Raw genomic sequence first — 20,432 nt, 5'->3', positions numbered from 1 at the left:
AATGTTGACAGGAGTCATTTGGTTTACCAAAAGTAGTGCTTATTTAATTTAAGACAAGTAAATAACAAAAAAAGTCCTGCAGGGCAGGACTTTTTCTAAGGGAATGTCTGGTTTGTCAGCTTCCACACGCTTCACATTCATCCGGGTTATCCAGTGAACAAACCATGGCTGCTCTCTTTTCATCTTCAGTAACAGCGCCTTCAACTTCCGGCTGTTTTGTGGCAGACTTGTCAACCGTAAACTGAATTGCCGATGCTGCTGCTTTAGATCGGAGGTAGTACATTCCGGTTTTAAGACCTTTCTTCCAGGCATAGAAATGCATTGAAGTAAGTTTACCGAAGTTTGGATCCTGAATATGAACATTCATACTCTGGCTCTGGCAAATAAATGCACCCCTGTCCGCCGCCATATCAATGATGGTTTTCTGAGAAATTTCCCAAACGGTCTTGTAGAGATCCTTGATATGCTGAGGTATTTCAGGAATCTGCTGTATCGACCCGTTTGCAGAGATGAGCTGATTCTTCATATCATCATTCCAAAGACCAAGCTCGATCAGATCTTTCAACAGGTGCTTGTTTACCACGATAAATTCCCCTGAAAGCGTACGACGGGTATAAATGTTTGAAGTATAAGGTTCAAAACATTCGTTATTTCCCAGGATTTGTGATGTTGATGCTGTTGGCATCGGTGCCAGCAACAATGAGTTGCGAACACCATTCTTTTTAACCTCACGCTTCAGTGCATCCCAATCCCAGCGTCCACTGTCGGGTGTTACACCCCACATATCAAACTGGAAGATTCCTTTTGATACAGGAGATCCTTTAAATGTTTCATACGCACCTTCTTTCTTGGCGATTTCCATCGAAGCTTCCATGGCAGCGTAATAGATCGTCTCATGGATATCCTTGTTAAGACCTTTGGCTTCTTCAGAATCAAAAGGCATACGCAGTTTGATAAAGGTATCCGCTAGTCCCTGCACACCGATTCCAATCGGACGATGACGCATATTAGACTTTCGTGCTTCTTCAACCGGGTAATAGTTGATATCGATTACCTTGTTGAGGTTGCGTGTGATCACCTTTGTTATCTCATACAGCTTCTGATGGTCATATGTTCCTTCTTCAGTTACGAATTTCGGAAGCGCAATAGAAGCCAGGTTGCAAACAGCTACTTCATCAGGCGCTGTATACTCGATGATTTCAGTACAGAGGTTACTTGATTTAATCGTTCCCAGGTTTTTCTGGTTCGATTTTTTATTGGCGGCATCCTTATAAAGCATATAAGGTGTTCCTGTTTCGATCTGGGCTTCCAGGATCTCAAACCAAAGGTCCTGTGCTTTTACCTGCTTGCGGAAACGGCCTTCCTTTTCATATTTGGTGTAAAGACGTTCGAAATCTTCGCCATAACAGTCTGCGAGGCCGGGAGCCTCATTCGGACAGAACAACGACCACATCTCATTATCTTCCACACGTTTCATAAACAGATCCGAAATCCACATCGCGTAGAACAGGTCTCTCGCACGAAGTTCTTCTTTACCGTGGTTTTTCTTCAGATCAAGGAATTCAAATATATCGGCATGCCATGGCTCCATGTAGATGGCGAAGCTTCCTTTTCTTTTTCCTCCACCCTGATCTACGTAGCGTGCGGTCATATCGAAGTTACGAAGCATGGGGACTATACCATTGGAAACTCCACCTGTTCCTTTGATATAGGATCCGGTTGCGCGTACATTATGAATGCTGAGACCGATACCTCCCGCAGACTGTGATATCTTGGCACATTGTTTCAATGTATCATAAATGCCATCGATACTATCCTCCTTCATGGTAAGCAGGAAGCACGAGGACAGCTGTGGCTTAGGCGTGCCGGCATTAAATAATGTAGGCGTCGCATGAGTAAACCACTTTTCTGAAAGCAGATTATACGTTTCAATGACAGATTCAAGGTCATCCATGTGAATACCAACGGCAACGCGCATCAGCATGTGCTGGGGGCGTTCTACGATCTTACCGTCGACTTTCATCAGGTAGCTGCGCTCCAGTGTTTTGAATCCGAAATAATCGTAGCCGAAATCACGATCATAGATAATGGATGAATCCAGTACCGCAGCATTTTTCTTTATCACTCCATACGCCTCTTTTGAAATCAGCGGTGCATTTTCTCCGGTCTTTGGATCAATGTAGGTATATAACCGCTTCATCGTATTTGAAAATGACTTGCTGGTCACCTTATGCAGGTTTGAAATAGCGATCCGTGCGGCCAGCTTGGCATAATCAGGATGTTTTGTGGTAAGCGATGCGGTGGTTTCCGCAGCGAGGTTATCCAGTTCCACAGTTGTAACACCATCGTATATCCCATTGATGACTTTCATGGCGATGTCAACAGGATCAACGAAGTTGGTGTCGAGTCCGTAACAGAGTTTTTCGATACGGGCGGTAATTTTGTCAAACTTTACGGACTCCCGGCGTCCGTCTCTTTTAACTACTAGCATAATGTCATGGGTGTTAGGAGTGAATAATATTTTTAAAAATCTTCATCAAGAGAAAACTTCGGCTTGTTTTCGTCCTGATCGCCTTTCATAACCCCGGCTTTCTGGTAATCTCCAACTCGTTTTTCGAAAAAATTGGTTTTACCCTGGAGGGAGATCATTTCCATAAAGTCAAATGGATTGGATGAATTATAGATTTTCTGTCCAACCAGCTCGTTCAGGAGTCGGTCAGCCACAAATTCGATGTACTGGCACATCAGATCTGCATTCATTCCAATGAGGTTGACCGGCAAGGCATCGGTCACAAATTCTTTTTCAATTTCCACCGCATCTTTGATAATGTCGATCACGGTCTGTTCGGGAAGGTGGTTTTTAACGTGCTGTGTATACAGGTGACACGCAAAATCACAATGGAGTCCCTCGTCCCTGGAAATTAGCTCATTTGAAAAGCTCAGGCCTGGCATCAGTCCGCGCTTTTTAAGCCAGAAGATGGAGCAGAAGCTTCCTGAGAAAAATATACCTTCAACCGCGGCGAATGCGATAAGGCGTTCCTGGAAGTTTCCTTCGTCGATCCATCGAAGAGCCCAGTCTGCCTTTTTCTTCACGCAGTCCATGGTTTCAATGGCATTGAATAATTTATCCTTCTCAACGGGATCCTTTACGTAGGTATCTATAAGGAGTGAATAGGTTTCCGAATGGATATTTTCCATGGCAATTTGAAATCCATAGAAAAATTTCGCTTCTGTATACTGAACTTCAGCTACAAAATGCTCGGCCAGGTTTTCGTTCACAATTCCATCACTGGCTGCGAAGAATGCGAGCACGTGGGAAATAAAGTGGCGTTCACCATCATTCAGGTTGGCCCAGTCTTTTAAATCCTGGCTCAGATCAATTTCCTCAGCTGTCCAGAAACTGGCTTCAGCTTTTTTGTAAAATTCCCAAATGTCGTTGTGCTTAATAGGAAAAAGGACGAATCGAGTATTGTTTTCCGTTAAAATCGGTTCTTCTACAGCAGATTCAATTTCACTCATCGTTAACGTGTTTTTAATGTTGACTAATATGATACTCAATTTGGCCGTTTCAGTCTGAAAGCTTCCGAAGAGAAGAGGAAGCATGTTGCGGTGAACAAGAACCTATACTGGCCAATAGGTCATACAAATATTGAGAATGGAACATTAAAATCAAAGTGGCAAAAATCCTTGAAAACACATAGTTGTTAACACTGATAAGCAACTGATAAACAGTTTATTATACACAAAAATATAGATTCTACTTAGAAGAAAAACAGCCATTTCCGGCGATTTTGAATGATTGGAAAAAGTTTTCCACAAAACCAAGCGATGTTAACAACAGCATGTGGATAGATAAGCACAATTTGAATGGCAGAATCTTAACCTCTGATATTTAGTGGTCTGCTAGCCTGTAAGGCGTTGCCGGAGCGACTCAGGCAGGAAGGAAACATCGGGCTGATCATTGCTGTCAAACCAATCGGCCGGTCCGTAGTATGCGGTATTGGTCACAGGATCCGTGAATTTCTTATACTGGCCTGATCTGATACCATTCGATAAGGCTGCAGAAACAGAAGATCTCACCTTTGATTTATCCTGTTCCGGTTCTTTTTCTAGGATAAAGTCCACCACATCTCCTGATGTTGACAAAAATCGATGGGTATCCTGAAAGAAGGAGATCTTCCGTGTCCAGGACCATTGTGTGCGATAAGTGGCTGTATCCCACTTGACAACCGTTTGAAACTGAGGCTCCTGGAATATTGGCAAGCTGGTAAGATTGCTGATATGCGTATCGATCTCTTCAATTTCCCGTCGAAATTCTTCGATACGCTCCTCCAGGGCACGTTTCTTTTCAGAAAGGGCCTTTAAATAAAGGTCAGCATACTTTTCAGGAACATTGATTTTCATCTCTCGCGTAACTTGAATACAGTATACACTAAATACTGCTTGATGTCAAGCATAACAAGCAAAGTAGTCAAGCGGTTCAAGCTTATTCTCGATGAATGACTTATTTTGCCTTTGATCAGCATAAATTCTGTGGGGAAAACTGAATGGAGAAATTGATGTTCCCTAAATTTTGCTGGATTTGACAAATGTTGACAGATCATGAATGGTGCGGTAAGCTGTATTATCCGTGCGCTGTGCTGATGATTTTACACCTTATATATATAGGGGGTAAAAATAGCCTCGGATATGCCAGTATGTATCAAGTTCCCGGGCGTAACTTTGCTGAAGATATGACTACAACGGATGTCGTTTAAGAAAGTCATTGTAATCCGATTACAGTGGTTCAGAATTCCATGAGAATCACCATTGTAAAAAAGGAGATTCTCACTTGGATTAGAATTAAGGTTGAATTATCTTTGCAGTCCGTTTTTAAAATAACGTAGATAAACACATGTACGCAATTGTAGACATAGCCGGAAAGCAGTTCAAAGTAACGCAAGACCAACTCGTATACGCTCCTAAGATGGAGGGCGAGGAAGGCGCTTCCGTAGAATTCGACCGCGTATTATTGCTAGACAATGATGGTAAGGTTGAAATAGGTGCCCCTGTTTTATCAGGTGTAAAGGTATCTGCAAAAATCCTGGGTCACGTTAAAGGTGACAAGGTTATTGTATTTAAGAAAAAGCGCAGGAAAGGATTCCGCAAGAAGAATGGCCATCGCCAGGATTTCACGCAGATCCAGATCAGCGAAATCTCTGCAGGCGGCAGTGCTCCCAAAAAGGAGAAAAAGGCAGCCGCTAAGAAAGAGGGCGATGACCTGACTAAGATCTCAGGTATCGGACCGGTATTTTCTGAGCAACTCGGAAAATTGGGTTACACCACTTTCAAACAGATTGCAGAATTAACAAGTGAGCAGATTGCTGATATTGCAGAAAAGATTGACGGAATCAGCGAAGATCTTGTTAAGAACGAAGAATGGATCAAGCAGGCGAAAGACCTGATGAAATAATTTTTGACACGACGAAAAGTTAAATAACATGGCACATAAAAAAGGAGCCGGTAGTTCAAGAAACGGAAGAGAGTCGGAAAGTAAACGACTTGGCGTTAAAATTTACGGTGGTCAGAAGGCAATCGCTGGAAATATCATTGTTCGTCAGCGTGGCACCAAGCATCATCCCGGTGAAAATGTAGGTATTGGCAAGGATCATACCCTGTTCGCACTTACCACCGGAACGGTATCATTTAAAAAGGGCCGTAACGACCGTTCATATGTTTCTGTAACTCCCGAGGAGGCATAAAGATTTCCTCGTAAGATTATATCCAAGGCACGTCATTTATATGACGTGCCTTTTTTTGTTTTTTTTATAAATATTTTTTTTTCAATTATTCCATGAAAAAATTTAATCGTAAACGCATTTCCACTGAAAATGTTTCAGTTATCCCCTATTTAACGTAAGAAAGGTTACGTTTTTTGCAATATTCTCCCCCGTTTTGCGGGTGTTTTCATGTTATGCTATTGTTAATTGTCAACGAATAATTATAAATTAGCAGTCTGTATACTATTTACTAACCTAAAAAAATCAGTATGAAGAAGTTTTTACTGCTTAGTTTCATGTTGATGTTTGCCGGGTTTGCGTGGGCGCAGGACCGTACCATTACTGGTAAGGTCACTTCTGCGGAAGATGGATCCACACTCCCTGGTGTTAACGTCATTTTGAAAGGAACTTCAAATGGTACTGTTACCGATATCGATGGTAACTACCGTTTAACAGTTCCACAAGACGGAGGAACATTGGTTTTCTCTTTTGTGGGGTTACAAACCCTTGAAATGCCTATCGGCAATCAGACCTCGATCGATGTATCAATGGCGTCTGATGTTACTCAACTGAGTGAAGTTGTTGTTACTGCGTTGAACGTAGAGCGTGATAAGAAAACGCTCGGTTATGCCACTCAGGAAGTTCAGTCGGAAAACTTGCGCGTAGCGCGTGAGCAAAACCTGAACGAAGCACTGGCCGGTAAAATTGCCGGTGTGCAGGTTGTTTCCGGTTCCGGAGCAAAATTCGGACAGGCAGCTATCCGTATTCGCGGTGTTCGTGGATTCTCCTCATCGGATCCTCTTTATGTTGTTGATGGTTTGCCCGTAGCAGATCCTTCAACCATTAACATGGACAACGTTGCTTCAATCAACGTTCTGAAAGGCGCAAACGCTGCTGCTCTTTACGGATCTCGTGCTCGTGATGGTGTTGTTATCATCACATCAAAAACTGCCAAAGAAGGTGCAGTTCAGATCGATTTCAACAATACTACTCAGTTCGAGAGTGTTGCTGTTATTCCTGATTACCAGAATGAGTACGGTGGAGGATATTCGCAGGATTTCCAGACCTTTACTTTTGATCCGGATCGTGATGATCCTGCACTCGCTGCATTGGACGGAGCCCTTATCCCTGAATTCTATGCGGATGAGAGCTGGGGTCCTAAATTGGATGGCCGTCAGGTTGCCCAGTGGGATGCCTTTACTCCAGGTACCGAAGGATACGGTAAGACCCGTCCGTGGAGCCCTAACCCTGATAATATCAAGGATTTCTTTGAAACAGGTGTTAGCGTTCAGAACAGTTTGACAGTTGGTAAAGCAGGTGACAGCTACAATGTTACTGCGACATTCACCAACATCAACCGTTCAGGTGTTCTTCCGAACACTTCACAGGATCGTAACTTCCTCAACCTGAATGCATCGGTTGATCTGGCGAAGAACCTGAAATTGGTCACCATGGCCAACTACAACAAGACCAATACATTTGGTAACCTTTTCGAAGGATACAACAGTATTGCATCTAACGTAAACCAGTGGTGGCAGCGACAGTTGGATATTGACCTGCTTCGCAAGTATTATCGTATGCCTGATGGCCGTTACACGAGCTGGAACATTAACTCTGCACGTAACTCAACGCCATTATACTGGGATAACCCGTATACTACGATGTATGCCAATACTTCAGAGGCTTCCAAAGAAGTTTACAATGGTAAATTCGGCCTTTCTTATGAAGTGATAGAAGGTCTTACGCTTTCAGCGATGCTGAACCGTTATTATGAAACAGGCTGGGGCGAGTCTCGTATTGCTTCCGGTACACTGGATCAGGATAACTTCAGCCAGAACATGTATGAGAATACTGAAGACAACTATGAATTCATCGCACGCTATGAGAAGATCTTTACAAACTTCTCGGTAAGTGTTCTTGCCGGTGGTAACATCCGTAAGAATGATGGACGTCGTCAGTCAATGTCAACAGTTGGTGGTCTTTCTGTTCCTGATCTGTATAACATCAGCGCTTCAGTCGACCGTCCGTCTACATCGAACTTTATTTATGAGCGACGTGTAAACAGTATGTTTGCATCAGCAAGCTTTGGATTTAAGGAAATCATCTTCCTGGACGCTTCGGTACGTCGTGACTGGGATTCAGTACTTCCTTCTTCCAGCCCTGCATTTACCTACCCTGCAGTTTCGGCATCATTCATTTTCTCTGAATTGCTGAACAGCCAGGATATCATTTCATTTGGTAAACTGCGTGCCGGTTATGCGGAAGTTGGAGGTGAATTAAGCCCTTACCAGCTTGATCCTGCATACGGACTGGGAACTCCTTATGATGGAAACCCTACAATGGGTGTTCCTAACTCACTGGTTGATCCTACCCTTCGTGCGTCTACAACAGCTGCGATCGAAGCAGGTATCGAATTATCATTCCTGAACAATCGTATCAGAACTGATTTCTCGTATTACTATTACGATAACGAGAATGAAATTCTGCCCGTGGCAGTACCTGCTACAACAGGTATTACCAACTATACCATTAACGCAGGTAAGACATATACCAAGGGATGGGATGCTACCATTGGAGGTACTCCGGTACGTTCAGGTGCATTCACATGGGATATTAACTTTAACATCGCGCGAAGCCGGAACGTAATCGAAGATATCTATCCTGGTATCGATGCGATCACGCTTGCGAACGGATTCCGTGGAACCAGTACTTCCGGTGGATGGGGATCACCAACTGCCCGTGCTAAAGTGGGTGAAGAGTGGGGAACCATCGTTGGACGTGCTTTCCGTCGTGATGAAAGTGGCAACCTTATAGTAGGTGCTAACGGAACTCCATTGTATGATGCCAACCAGGTATTGGGTAATGTTCTTCCTGATTTCACAGGTGGTATGTTCAACCGTTTGACGTTCAAGAATTTTGAACTAAGCTTTACCCTTGACTGGCAAAGTGGAGGAACTATTCACTCTATCACCAATATGTTTAATGCATATTCCGGTCTGGGAGCTGAAACCGTTGGTAACAACGACAGGGGTAACCCTATGCGTGATGCACCTAGCGAAGGTGGTGGACTTTCATTCGGTGGTGTATTTGAAGACGGTACTCCGAACGACATCTATCTGGATGTTGACGCATACTGGAAAAGCCTTTTCGCACTTCATGAGCGCTGGATGTATGATGCATCTTACGTAAAACTGCGTGAAGTTCGTCTGGGTTACAACATACCTACTTCTTTGCTTGATCGTACTGGATTTATCAAGAGAGCAAGCATCGCATTTGTATCGAACAACACCTGGTTGATTCATTCAAATGTTCCTGGAATCGATCCTTCGCAGATCAGTGGTGATACACGTGATGCACGAAATAACGGATCTTGGGTAGACAGTGGTAACTTACCTGCCACTCGAACAGTTGGTTTCGATATTCGATTAGGATTCTAAAATTTGACAACTATGATCAAAAATATAAGTAAATTTTGTTTAGTGGGACTGGTTGCCGTTGGCATCACCTCGTGTGATCCGGCTGATTTCGGAGACACCAACGTGAACCCGAACGCGACTACCACTCCCATTGCAGGTGCCCTGCTTACCAGCGCTATCAATAGCGTTGATGATGTTGTGAATGCAACACAGGGCCAGCATTATGTACAATATCTTGCCAATTCCCAGTATACATCAGCTGATACATATCAGACGGTGGAATGGAGCTATGGTGGATGGTACAGCGGACCGCTGATGGATCTGAATCAGATCATCAAGTTGAATACAGACGAGGATACCAAGGATGCTGCTTCAGCGTACGGATCAAATGCGAACCAGATCGCCGTTGCGCAAATCCTTCAATCGTTCTACTACATGCATATTACAGATCGATGGGGGGATATCCCTTTCTCGGAATCTCTTCAGATCAATGATGGAGTTCGTCAGCCGAAATTTGACACACAGGAATCTGTTTACAGTTCCATCCTGACAACTTTGGCTACTGCACAGGGAAATATCTCAAGCGCAAACCCGGTAACGGGTGACATCCTCTTTGGAGGTGACATGGATATGTGGAAGAAGTTTGCCAATACCATTCGTTTAACTATGGCATTGCGACTTTCTGAGGTTGATCCTGCTAAAGGTTCAGCGGAATTTAACGCTGCTATGAACGACGGTGTGATTGCTTTGGACAATTCAGAGAACATCTTCTACACCCACCTTGCCAACCAGGATTATGATAACCCCTGGGAAGATCGCTTTGAAACGCGTCGTGACTACTGTGTGGCTGAGCCATTGGTAGACCTGATGCAAACAACAGCGAATGGTGGTGTTCTGAATAACAGCATGGACCCTCGTTTGCCAGTATACGCAGACCCTACTGAAGCCAGCGGTAATAACCCTGAATACGTAGGTATGGTATATGGTGTGAGTGAAGCAGAAGCTGGTTCGATCTCAAACACGGTAGTTTCATTCCTTGGCAGCAGCCTTAGAGAGCAAGCAGCACCGACTTATATCTTTACTGCGGCTCAGGTTCTGTTCTCTATGGCAGAAGCTGCAGAGCTGGGTTGGATTGCAGATGATTCGGAGCAATTGTACTATGATGGAATCATGGCCTCACTGGAGCAGTATGGAGTTGAAGATGGCTATGCCAGCTATATCTCCAACAGCTGGGTTCAGTTTGATGCCGGAACCGCTATGGATCAGATTCTTTCTCAAAAGTATATTGCTAACTTCCTGAATGGATATGAAGCATGGTCTGACTGGAGAAGAACCGGTATTCCTGCTCTTCTGCCTGCTCCTGCAGCACAGAATGAGAGTGGTGAGATCCCTGTTCGTCAGGCATACCCTGTTTTCGAACGTGACCTGAATGCCGACAACTACGACGCTGTAGTTGCCCGTCAGGGTGCAGACGGTTTGGATACCAAAGTTTGGTGGGATAAATAAACCGTTTATATAATATAGAGCCGTCTGCCTCCGGGTAGACGGCTTTTTTTATTTAATTAGTAATATGCACAGGCTTTTAGTTTTCTTATTTTTCCTGGCTCTATGCGGTGAGGTGTACCCACAGAATTCTGAGGATCCTGTGCTTCGATTTACAAAAGACTACACTGAGACATCGTTGACCACTGTCTTGCAGGAGGAATCTTCTGCCAATTCCATTAAAGTATTTTATAAGCAGGATTGGGGTATTGAAGCGTTCAAGGTGAACGCAGCAGCCGGTGAACCACTGCTTGAAAAGATACGTCAGGTGCTGGAGCCGAATGGATACGGGATTCTGTTTTACGCAAATAACCTGATTGTTCTTAATCAACCGGGACTGGAATCCTACAAATATGAACAATGGGCTGATGACGATCCACTTCTGGATCAGTTTATGCTAATTGGTGAGGGTAAGCCGGAAGATGCCACAAAGCCGGTAAGTGTGTCTGGCTACATTCGTGATGGAGGTGATAACTCTCCCCTGGTAGGAGCCAGCATTCAGGCTGAAGGAACCGATCAGGGTACCGTAACAAATTACAATGGCTATTACGAACTGCAATTACTTCCCGGCAGATATGAAATGCAGGTGCAGTATGCCGGATATGAGCGTCAGAATATACCTGTCCAGGTATTGAATACCGGGTCATTGGATATTGAACTGTTTAATCAAACGGTCCGACTGGAAGAAGTTACCATTTCTGCACTCGGGCAGGAAGAAGGTGTGAGCGAAAAGGTCGCTGGTAAAGAAGTAATTGGCATCGAAGCCATCAAAAGTCTCCCCGCCTTTATGGGAGAAGTGGACCCCGTCAGAAGCCTGATATCCCTCCCCGGGATAAGCTCTGTAGGAGAGGGAACAGCCGGATACAATGTTCGGGGCGGTGATCCAGGACAAAACCTGCTGCTGCAGGATCATGCCATTATCTATAACAGTGCCCACATGTTTGGGTTTTTTAGCGCATTTAACCCCGACCTCATCCGAGATGTTGTACTGTACAAGGGAGGAGGACCCGCCAACTACGGAGGGCGGGTATCTTCTGTACTGAATGTTAATCTGCGAAATGGTAATGCAAAGAATTTTGAAGCAAATGGGGGTATAGGACTGGTTTCCTCCAGGCTCACGATTGAAGGCCCAATTAAAAAGGAAAGGACATCCTTTATTGTCGGCGGACGGGCATCATATTCCGACTGGCTGTTAAAACAAATGAAGGACCCAAACCTTTATCAAAGTGCTGCCAGTTTTTATGACCTGAATCTGAAGGTGAATCACGTACATGATCAGAAGAATGTCTTCAATCTTTCCACCTACATGAGTCAGGATCGCTTTGAATTTGCCTCCGATACCACGTATTACTGGAAAAGCAAGGCCGCCACCCTGGGATGGTCCCACATTTTTTCACCGAACCTGCTGATGCAAACTCATGCTGTTTTCAGTAATTATCAGAGTGATATTCAAAACCGGGAGTCTGCATTTGCATTCGATTATAATTCGGGAATTACTAATTACCAGGGCAAAGTTGATTTCAGCTGGACGGTAAATAGTTCTCACAAACTTGATTTTGGAATCAGCTCATTATACTATGGATTTGACCTTGGATCATTTGAGCCATTGTTAAACAACGAAAATGAAGAACCCGTTGAAATATCCGGGGAACAAGGCCTGGAAAGCGCGTTTTACATTAATGATGAATTCAGCATAACACCCCGTTTATCGCTGGTTTATGGGGTGCGTTTCTCAAATTACCTTACGCTGGGCGGCAAATATTATCAGTATGCCGATGATCAGCCTAAATCAGTAGCCAGCATACAGGATACGCTGGTTTATTCTAAAAATCAGATCGCAAAGTCTTTCAGCGGATTTGAGCCAAGACTATCCCTCCGGTGGCTTATTAACTCAAATACATCACTAAAGACAAGTTATTACAGGACGAGGCAATATGTTCATCTCATTTCGAATACAACCGCGATTTCTCCGGTTGACTTCTGGAAATCCAGTGGGTATAACCTGGAGCCCAGTATTGCCGATCAATATACATTCGGGATCTTTAGAAACTGGCGCGATAATATGTACGAAGTTTCCGCAGAAGCCTATTATAAGAAAACAGATCAGATCGTAGATTATAAAGATGGGGCTACCATTCTGCTGAACGAAACACTAGATGCTGATCTGGTTCAGGGTGAAGGTCAGGCCTACGGTGTCGAATTTCTGTTCCGAAAGAATCGGGGAAAGCTTACCGGTTGGCTTGGATATACGTATTCCCGCAGCAAACGAAAATTCCTCAATGAGATGTTTGATGAGGAGACCATTAATGGAGGTGAGCTCTATCCTTCCAACTATGACAAACCACATGATGTCTCCCTTGTATTGAATTATAAGACCAGCAGAAGGTTTAGCATAAGCCTGAATTTTGCCTATTCTACCGGAAGACCCATCACTGTCCCGGTCTCAAAATTCCAGTATGAAGATATTCTGTCGGTACTTAATTACAGCGAAAGAAACCAGTTCAGGGTTCCTGATTATCATCGCCTGGATTTGTCCTTTACCCTCAAAAGCAAACTTAAAAAGGATAAACTTATTAACGGGGAATGGGTATTGTCGTTGTATAACGTTTACGGCAGGAAGAACCCTTATTCTGTTTATTTTTCACAACGAGGAAATGCATTTCAGCTCTCTATTCTGGGAAGTATTTTCCCGTCACTTTCCTATAATTTCAGAATATGAGGGCATCCAGGTTCATAGCTCATTTCTGTCACAGGAGGCTTTTGTATGCTACCCTTTTCGTGTCATTGGCGATCGTGTCAGGCTGTATTGAACCTATTGATTTTGAAACAGGTAATGAACCTCCGCGCCTTGTCGTTGAGGGGTTGATTTCAAATAATTCTTATCTTGACAGACAGTCTTTTCCCGCCCCTGCAGAAAGATTCTATGTAGCATTAAGATGGACCAGGGATGTATCGAATGAATTGGATGAGGTTATCAGTGATGCCAATGTTCAGTTGATCGCGTCTAACGGAGAGATCATTCGATACGTATGGAACCCTGAAAATAACCGCTATGAAATTCCTTTTGATGATTTCAAAACTGGCGACGGCATACGGTACCACATTCAGATAGAACTTTCGTCGGGCCAAACCTACACATCCGAAGAAGAACAGTTATATCCTGCTCCCCCCATTTCACAGCTAAGCACTTCTTTTGAGACAAGGGTTAAGGAGATTCAGGTTGGGTCGGAATCAGTGATAATTGACCAGCGGGGTGTTGAGTTGGCGGTAAGTCTGCCGGAACACGGGGATGGAAAGGCATATTATTACCGCTGGAAGGTTGTGCCAGGTTGGATTTTTGAATCTTCCCTGTTAAGTCAGGGGAACCCGAACAAGACGTGCTACATTACAAATAAGTTCTATTTCAAAAAAATCAATGTTCGTACCGACCGTACGGGGGGTTATGATGAACCCCTTTTTTTCCTGGAAACAGATGATAATGAAAAAATCGAACATGATTTTACAGCCCTGATCATTCAATATTCATTGTCCCCAAGAGCCTATACCTTCTGGGAAGAACTTGCGCTTCAACAGCAAAGCGGTGGCGGGATCTTTGATCCGCCGCCCTTCCCGTTGAGTTCGAATATTCAAAATGTTAACAACCCTGCAGAAAAAGTATCCGGCTACTTCATAGTAGCTCACGAGTCTGTAAAAAGATGGTTTATTAATGAGTCTGAATTACCCTACAACTTGACCTTCCCGGACCCGTGTGAGCCCGTCCCGGGCGTTCCTTTTTTCCCGCCACCTGAATGCGTCAACTGTCTTGAATACCAGGGCGGACATTCTTTCATTACAAATCAAAAACCATCCTGGTGGAGAAATGATTAGGTTGAAAATTATATATATTTTTTTCACTGTCCTGCTGATTAACAGCTGTATAGAGCCTATCGATTTTGAAACGGGTAAGGAGCCGCGGCGTTTGGTTGTCGAGGGGCTTATATCGAATAATTCGTATACCGACAGGCAAATATTTCCCGGGCCTGCTGAAAGATTCTATGTTTCTCTCAGCTGGACCAGGGAAGTCACAAATGAATATGACGAGATCATCAGTGACGCGAAAGTAGAATTGCTAAATTCCAATGGTGAAATTATTCCATATGTCTGGAACTCAGATAATGAACGCTATGAAATTCCTTTTGATAATTTTAAGGCTATTGATGGCCTGAAATATCAGCTTAGAATTGAACTGTCATCGGGTGAAACCTATATTTCTGAAGAAGAGGAGCTGCATGTTGCCCCTCCGATCTCAGAGCTTAAGGTGACCAATGAAACGAGGATTAAGGAGATACAAATTCGGGAAGAGACATCGATCGTTGAACAGCGGGGTGTGCGCCTTGCTGTTAGTTTGCCTGAACATAGTGACCAGAAAACATATTTTTACCGATGGAAAGTGGTTCCCGGGTGGGTATTTGAATCTTCAATGCTCAACGCAGCCAATCCGAACAAGACCTGTTACATCACCAACAGGTTCTATTTCCAGAAAATTAATGTTCGTACCGATCGTTCAGGTGGTTATGATGAAACGCTGTTTTTTCTTGAGACTGATGATAATGATCGGGTTGAGTACGATTTTACCGCACTGATCGTTCAATATTCCCTGTCACCGGAGGCCTACGAGTTTTGGAATGAATTGGCACTGCAGCAGCAAAGCGGCGGAGGAATATTTGATCCACCTCCCTTTCCGTTGAGCTCCAACATTCGAAATGTCAATAATCCTGCGGAGAAGGTTTCCGGATACTTCATGGTAGCACATGAATCTGTGAAGCGCTGGTTCATTAATAAATCTGAATTACCGTATAATTTAACCTTCCCCGATCCTTGTGAGCCAATTCCGGGAGTTCCTTTTATTCCTCCGCGCGGATGCTCAAATTGCCTGGATTATGCCGGCGGACATACCGAAATAACAAATCAAAAGCCATCCTGGTGGCGAGAATATTAAGATGAAGCATTTCAAAGTACTCCTTATACTCATATTTATTCTGTCTGCAGACCTCAATGCCCAGGATGTAGATCACCTCGACGTCTACAGTGAATCCATGTTGTATATTTCGGGCGATCTGATTCGGCTTCAGATTGTTCCGGCAGGTAAAAATGGCGGTACGGTTCCGGGCAAACACCTGGTACATGCATATCTGATTTCACATGACGGCAAAATAATCGATGACGAGCGTTTCCTGATCACGGAATATGATAAAAGCGGGGCAATATTCTTACCCGAAGATATTGAAACAGGGGTTTTCAAGCTGATAGCATTTGTTCCAGGAGTAGAGAATCAGACTGAGGTAACGATATATATTTACAATCCTTCCATATTCTCATCCTCAGTTGCGCCCGAAAATGCGGACCTGTCGGCCGGTCTCCCACAAGTGCAAGCTATAACGGCTCCGACTGTTCCGGTTGAGCAGAAAAACCCGTCACTACAATTTGAAATGAAGTCAATCGATCCGGCGCAGAGTGTGCCCGGAATCGGTATGCTTAAGGTGTATCATAAAAAAATGGATACCCCACCCGTTCGCGGTGTGGTAGTTGCCGCCCCGCGAAGAGAAGATTCAGGTATTGATTTCGATTTTGAGCTGGCGACTGATCATCCGAATTCCCGATTGTCATTTTATTTTCTCGATCAGGCAATGGTAGAGGAATACTATCTCGCAGATGAAGGGCTAATGTTAAAGGGACTTCGTGAACACTATGGGAGCGGTCCGGTTTATGCGTATCAATTCGATCGGGATGGTTCGCGAATGGGAGAAATCCGGATGACCATCAATAAGCGAAACCAACCCGTATTTCAATCTTTCGAAAATATCGTTCCGTTCAACACGGAAATTCAGGATGTGTTGGAAAATAAGCGAATTCGAAAGTTTGTGGATCAGGTTTACCGAAATCAGAATGATAGGGTAGTATCAATTCAGGAAGAAGAATTCGACCGTTCCCCCGATTCCTCCACCTACCCTGATCGATACGAAGGGATAGCTACACTTCGTGAAATGCTCGCGAGCATTGTGCCGAAATCACAGGTGATCAGGCGTAATAGTATTTATGAAGCTCGCTTATCACCGGCCAATTCTGGTTTTCGATATACCGAATCACCTCTGGTCCTGATAAATGGGGTGCCAACTTTTGAACTTGATTCCTTGATGGAAACACCTATTCAGGATGTAGAAGTCATCGAGACCTTTAATTCACTGGAACGACTGCGTCGCTTTGGAACGCTCGGCCGTTTTGGTGTGATCAGTATAAAGCTCAGAAGTGAGGTTGATAATCCACTCGCGGAAAAGCGCGATCAATTGCCGGTAATCCCCGGGATCAGTGACCTCATCCGTGATGAATCTGTTAAAAACCAGGTTGATACACCAGATTTACGATCAGTATTACTGTGGGATCCTTCTTTCAGGTTCTATCCTGATCAGCCTGCAAGAATCCTTCTGAATAACTCTGATCTGAATGGGGAATACCAGATTTTCGGTGAATTAATCATGCCGGATGGAAGCAGAAAATTTATTTCTGATTCATTTATTCTTGGCAAAGTGAAGTGATCTGAAAATTTCTGATTTCCCTCTAGCTATTGGATTCTTCGGGCAGCAGATCTACACCGAGACCAGGCGCATCAGTGATTCGCATATAGCCATCTTCAATAATAAAACCACCCTTTACAGCGTCTACGACCAGATCAAGGCTTCCGTCTAAATCAAGGTATTTAGTATTTTTAAAACTTAATGCAGTATGTAGTGCAGCGCTTATGCTGGTTGCACTTTCGTCATTACAGCCCCACATTAAGTCTGTCCCCGATACCTCAGCTACCTGGGCGATCTGGCGGGCTGGAAAGATTCCCCCGGATTTCATCAGCTTGATGTTGAATATGCCACAGGCATAAGGTGCATTTGCCAATGCAAAGGCATCACGCGGGGACTGAAGGCTTTCATCAGCCGCGATCAGATCTTTAACCTCATCCGGCAAGGATTTCATCAATTCGGTTTCCCGCATTGGGATAGGCTGTTCAATGAGCTCAATCCCAAACGATTTTGTTTTTTCATAGAATTTGATCAGGTCCTCCTGTGAATAGCCCTGGTTTGCATCCACTCTTACCAGCATTGAGCTGCCGAAGTTCTCATATAACCGGGCCATTCGCTCAATATCCATATCAACATCATGGCCGGTTTTAACCTTCAGAATACGGAACCCTAATCCTTTGTATTCCATTGCTTCTTCTAATGTTTCCTCGACATTCTTAATACCAATTGTTACTGAAGTAGGCAGACTGAGAATTTCCTGTCCGAGGAATACCCCTAATGGAACCCGAAGATATTTTGTAAATAAATCATGTAAGGCGATATCGAGTGCCGCCCTGGCCGCTGGCGTTTTTGGGAACTTCTGCTGCACCTCCTTCAATAAGGTATAGAATTCATTAATGTTGCGTCCAATGAGAAAGGATGTATTCTCCTCGTCCAGTGCAGCCATTGTATCTTCCAGGGATTCTCCCACTACCTGCTGACTGGGGTTGCCTGAGCCCATACCATAAATCCCATTTTCGAGTTCAAGGTAGACAAAAGCACTGGCTACATCATTTACAGTCTTAAATGCAATCGTATATGGTCGTTTATTTCCCAGGTCTTTTATCCAAACCTTGATTTTACTGATTTTCATATTTTAGAAATTAGTTTGGTTTTGATCAATTCCACTATTTCAACAAGTCCGTCTTCAAGCGGGCAAACTACCGGTATATCCAGGCTGGCCGCAATCCTCGATTTATTTTTGGAAATTTCTTCAGGGCTTAAGCCCGAAGTATTGAGGGTGACCGCCCATGTTGGAGCTCCCAGGTGTTGAATTAACTTTATTTCATCTGCAGGATCTGGAATAAAAGCGGGATAATTTTCAAGGTGTGTAAAATGGGTTCGTGCTGGGTGATGTTGAAGAATCACAGCATTAGCTGTTGCTGAGATAATAAACTCTGAACCACAGGGTCCTCCAGGATTTCGGAGACTGGCCTGGCCCTCCATCAGAATTACTTCCGGTTTCAAATCTTCATAGCACGAAACAATGGCATGTTCAAGTTCACCTGGAATGAAATCATTAGGTGTGGCATCAAAAATAAATCCATGTTGAATTCCCTGCATCCATCCGGTTTGTCCTGTATAGATCATCCCGGTTTTTATACCAGCCATATTTAGTGCATTGGTAAGAAGCTTGGCAGTAGTTCTTTTGCCCAGGCCGCAATCGGTGCCGAGAACTGCAATTTTCAGGGCAGGAACATCCTTTGTCTTTCCTTGCCAGAAATGGAGTTCATTAAAGGGCTTTGATTTTCGGATGTCATAGATATGTACCTGATTTTTTTCTGATAAATCCTTGAAAATCTGTATTTCAGAGAGTGGTTGGTGAAGACCATTGATTACATCAATACCTCGGCCAAGAACTTCTTCAATGATTGGATACAGACTTTCCGGAAGATATCCTCCCTTCGTGGCCATTCCGATAATAGCATATTCAGGAGTTTTCCCACATTTATTAAGCAGATGATCCAGGGTTGATTCAATCGGTATGTCACGGTGATGTCCATCAAGAAGATCACCTGCATCTTTACCTGCGGAAACAGTATCAATGATTCCAAGAATTTGAAAGCGCTGTGATTCCCTTACAAGTCCGTGAGCTGTTTTGGCATTGATGGTATTATAAAGGTCACCGGTTATAATGCAGGCCGTTCCTCGGAGGGCCTGCATTGGTAATTTGGGCTTATTCATTGATCCATGTATGTTTTTTGACCGGTGCTAAACCTGCAACACTTAAGAAATACAGGCCTTCAACCATATTCTCCCTAAAATCAATCTCATATTGGCTTTTAAGGAATTTAATGATTGGGACAACTATGCAGTCTGGTCCTGGTCAATATTTATTGCTGCATAAATTCAACATTATTTTCCAAATCTACAATGAATGTTACTTCATTCATATTTCTGTCGGGTACCCAGGTTTTTGGATTTCAAATCCACATAGATAGGAGTAGGCAAAATTTAATCTTCATTATGCTAGAAGAGTGTGAATCCTTTCATTTGTTCAATGAAGATTGAAATGATGGAAGGAAACACAACGATGGTGAATATTATTCCGAATATTGCCCCGTAAAGGTGAGCGTCATGATTTATATTTCCTGCTCCTTTTTTTCCGGAATAGTATGAATAGAGCAGGTAAACCGCGGCCCACAGAATACCTGGGAAACAAAGAAATGGCAGGCCATACAGACATAGTTTTTCAAGGGGTTGGAAAAGAATATAGCTGAATAGTACAGACGCCACCCCACCTGAAGCACCCAGGGCATTATAGTAGGGCTGATTTTTATGTTTTACGTAAGTAGGAATATCTGAAACAACTATTCCGGCCAGGTACAACACCCCAAATAGTACTGAGCCCCATGGAGCAGGAAAAATTCCGGTAAAAATATTCTCCACAATTCCCCCAAAGAGGTAAAACACAAACATATTAAAGATCAGGTGAAGCGTATCTTTATGTATGAATCCACTGGTTATGAATCGGTAGTATTGTTTTTTGTTCGATACCTGATACGGATTGAAGATCCACTTGTTCATCAGCGCTGCATTATTCCAGGCCGCAAGACTGGCTGCTATTGTGATCAGGAGAAAAATTAATGTCAATGACATAAGATAAAAGGGCCCTTTGCGGGCCCTTG

General features: G+C 43.7%; 13 protein-coding genes and 1 pseudogene. 8 read left to right on the top strand and 6 right to left on the bottom strand.

All coding sequences use genetic code 11. The annotated features are described in order from the left end of the window. Positions 1 to 115 precede the first annotated feature (115 nt). From LDX50_RS25350 to LDX50_RS25340, 3 genes are all read right to left on the bottom strand, one after another. Positions 116 to 2,491, bottom strand: coding sequence for a ribonucleoside-diphosphate reductase subunit alpha (locus LDX50_RS25350; RefSeq protein WP_225699075.1), 2,376 nt, complete (start codon positions 2,489 to 2,491; stop codon positions 116 to 118). A gap of 32 nt (positions 2,492 to 2,523) precedes the next feature. Continuing rightward, positions 2,524 to 3,519, bottom strand: coding sequence for a ribonucleotide-diphosphate reductase subunit beta (locus tag LDX50_RS25345; protein ID WP_225699074.1), 996 nt, complete (start codon positions 3,517 to 3,519; stop codon positions 2,524 to 2,526). A 384-nt stretch (positions 3,520 to 3,903) separates the two neighbouring features. Further along, complete coding sequence (locus tag LDX50_RS25340; protein ID WP_225699073.1) at positions 3,904 to 4,404, bottom strand: hypothetical protein; 501 nt, start codon at positions 4,402 to 4,404, stop codon at positions 3,904 to 3,906. Positions 4,405 to 4,894: 490 nt separating this feature from the next. On the opposite strand from LDX50_RS25340, the pseudogene rplU reads away from it, so the two are divergent. The 8 genes and pseudogenes from rplU to LDX50_RS25300 form a co-directional block, all read left to right on the top strand. Then, a pseudogene (gene rplU / locus LDX50_RS25335) lies at positions 4,895 to 5,200 on the top strand (50S ribosomal protein L21); the annotation flags it as partial. A gap of 280 nt (positions 5,201 to 5,480) precedes the next feature. Next, positions 5,481 to 5,741, top strand: a complete 261-nt coding sequence (gene rpmA / locus LDX50_RS25330) for a 50S ribosomal protein L27 (RefSeq protein ID WP_225699072.1) — start codon at positions 5,481 to 5,483, stop codon at positions 5,739 to 5,741. Positions 5,742 to 6,028: 287 nt separating this feature from the next. Then, positions 6,029 to 9,196 carry a SusC/RagA family TonB-linked outer membrane protein gene (locus tag LDX50_RS25325; RefSeq protein ID WP_225699071.1) on the top strand — a complete coding sequence of 1,056 codons (3,168 nt, stop codon included), beginning with the start codon at positions 6,029 to 6,031 and terminating at the stop codon, positions 9,194 to 9,196. A gap of 12 nt (positions 9,197 to 9,208) precedes the next feature. Further along, complete coding sequence (locus LDX50_RS25320) at positions 9,209 to 10,681, top strand: SusD/RagB family nutrient-binding outer membrane lipoprotein (protein ID WP_225699070.1); 1,473 nt, start codon at positions 9,209 to 9,211, stop codon at positions 10,679 to 10,681. A 64-nt stretch (positions 10,682 to 10,745) separates the two neighbouring features. Then, on the top strand, positions 10,746 to 13,436 hold the full coding sequence (locus tag LDX50_RS25315) for a TonB-dependent receptor (RefSeq protein WP_225699069.1): 2,691 nt from the start codon (positions 10,746 to 10,748) through the stop codon (positions 13,434 to 13,436). Beyond that, the gene (locus tag LDX50_RS25310) at positions 13,433 to 14,584 is read left to right on the top strand and encodes a DUF4249 domain-containing protein (RefSeq protein WP_225699068.1); all 1,152 of its coding nucleotides are present in this window, start codon (positions 13,433 to 13,435) and stop codon (positions 14,582 to 14,584) included. The genes LDX50_RS25315 and LDX50_RS25310 overlap by 4 nt, the downstream gene beginning before the upstream one ends. Continuing rightward, positions 14,577 to 15,695 carry a DUF4249 domain-containing protein gene (locus LDX50_RS25305; RefSeq protein WP_225699067.1) on the top strand — a complete coding sequence of 373 codons (1,119 nt, stop codon included), beginning with the start codon at positions 14,577 to 14,579 and terminating at the stop codon, positions 15,693 to 15,695. The genes LDX50_RS25310 and LDX50_RS25305 overlap by 8 nt, the downstream gene beginning before the upstream one ends. 1 nt (position 15,696) lies before the next feature. Continuing rightward, positions 15,697 to 17,289, top strand: coding sequence for a hypothetical protein (locus tag LDX50_RS25300; RefSeq protein ID WP_225699066.1), 1,593 nt, complete (start codon positions 15,697 to 15,699; stop codon positions 17,287 to 17,289). A 22-nt stretch (positions 17,290 to 17,311) separates the two neighbouring features. On the opposite strand, the gene LDX50_RS25295 is transcribed toward LDX50_RS25300, so the two are convergent. The 3 genes from LDX50_RS25295 to LDX50_RS25285 form a co-directional block, all read right to left on the bottom strand. Next, positions 17,312 to 18,397 carry a mandelate racemase/muconate lactonizing enzyme family protein gene (locus LDX50_RS25295; protein WP_225699065.1) on the bottom strand — a complete coding sequence of 362 codons (1,086 nt, stop codon included), beginning with the start codon at positions 18,395 to 18,397 and terminating at the stop codon, positions 17,312 to 17,314. Next, positions 18,394 to 19,467, bottom strand: a complete 1,074-nt coding sequence (locus LDX50_RS25290; RefSeq protein WP_225699064.1) for an N-acetyltransferase DgcN family protein — start codon at positions 19,465 to 19,467, stop codon at positions 18,394 to 18,396. The genes LDX50_RS25295 and LDX50_RS25290 overlap by 4 nt, the downstream gene beginning before the upstream one ends. Before the next feature lie 306 nt (positions 19,468 to 19,773). Continuing rightward, positions 19,774 to 20,403: a rhomboid family intramembrane serine protease gene (locus LDX50_RS25285; protein WP_225699063.1), complete on the bottom strand. Its 630-nt coding sequence runs from the start codon at positions 20,401 to 20,403 to the stop codon at positions 19,774 to 19,776. Between the last annotated feature and the right edge of the window lie 29 nt (positions 20,404 to 20,432).

Source organism: Fulvivirga sedimenti, from assembly GCF_020328055.1.
The sequence above is the reverse complement of the archived record's forward strand: the minus strand, read 5'-3'. Positions and strand labels throughout refer to the sequence as shown.

Bases quoted from the DNA above. Each gene is read 5' to 3' on its own strand.
- LDX50_RS25350 (WP_225699075.1), bottom strand. From the start codon at position 2,491: ATGCTAGTAGTTAAAAGAGACGGACGCCGGGAGTCCGTAAAGTTTGAC.
- LDX50_RS25345 (WP_225699074.1), bottom strand. From the start codon at position 3,519: ATGAGTGAAATTGAATCTGCTGTAGAAGAACCGATTTTAACGGAAAAC.
- LDX50_RS25340 (WP_225699073.1), bottom strand. From the start codon at position 4,404: ATGAAAATCAATGTTCCTGAAAAGTATGCTGACCTTTATTTAAAGGCC.
- rpmA (WP_225699072.1), top strand. From the start codon at position 5,481: ATGGCACATAAAAAAGGAGCCGGTAGTTCAAGAAACGGAAGAGAGTCG.
- LDX50_RS25325 (WP_225699071.1), top strand. From the start codon at position 6,029: ATGAAGAAGTTTTTACTGCTTAGTTTCATGTTGATGTTTGCCGGGTTT.
- LDX50_RS25320 (WP_225699070.1), top strand. From the start codon at position 9,209: ATGATCAAAAATATAAGTAAATTTTGTTTAGTGGGACTGGTTGCCGTT.
- LDX50_RS25315 (WP_225699069.1), top strand. From the start codon at position 10,746: ATGCACAGGCTTTTAGTTTTCTTATTTTTCCTGGCTCTATGCGGTGAG.
- LDX50_RS25310 (WP_225699068.1), top strand. From the start codon at position 13,433: ATGAGGGCATCCAGGTTCATAGCTCATTTCTGTCACAGGAGGCTTTTG.
- LDX50_RS25305 (WP_225699067.1), top strand. From the start codon at position 14,577: ATGATTAGGTTGAAAATTATATATATTTTTTTCACTGTCCTGCTGATT.
- LDX50_RS25300 (WP_225699066.1), top strand. From the start codon at position 15,697: ATGAAGCATTTCAAAGTACTCCTTATACTCATATTTATTCTGTCTGCA.
- LDX50_RS25295 (WP_225699065.1), bottom strand. From the start codon at position 18,397: ATGAAAATCAGTAAAATCAAGGTTTGGATAAAAGACCTGGGAAATAAA.
- LDX50_RS25290 (WP_225699064.1), bottom strand. From the start codon at position 19,467: ATGCAGGCCCTCCGAGGAACGGCCTGCATTATAACCGGTGACCTTTAT.
- LDX50_RS25285 (WP_225699063.1), bottom strand. From the start codon at position 20,403: ATGTCATTGACATTAATTTTTCTCCTGATCACAATAGCAGCCAGTCTT.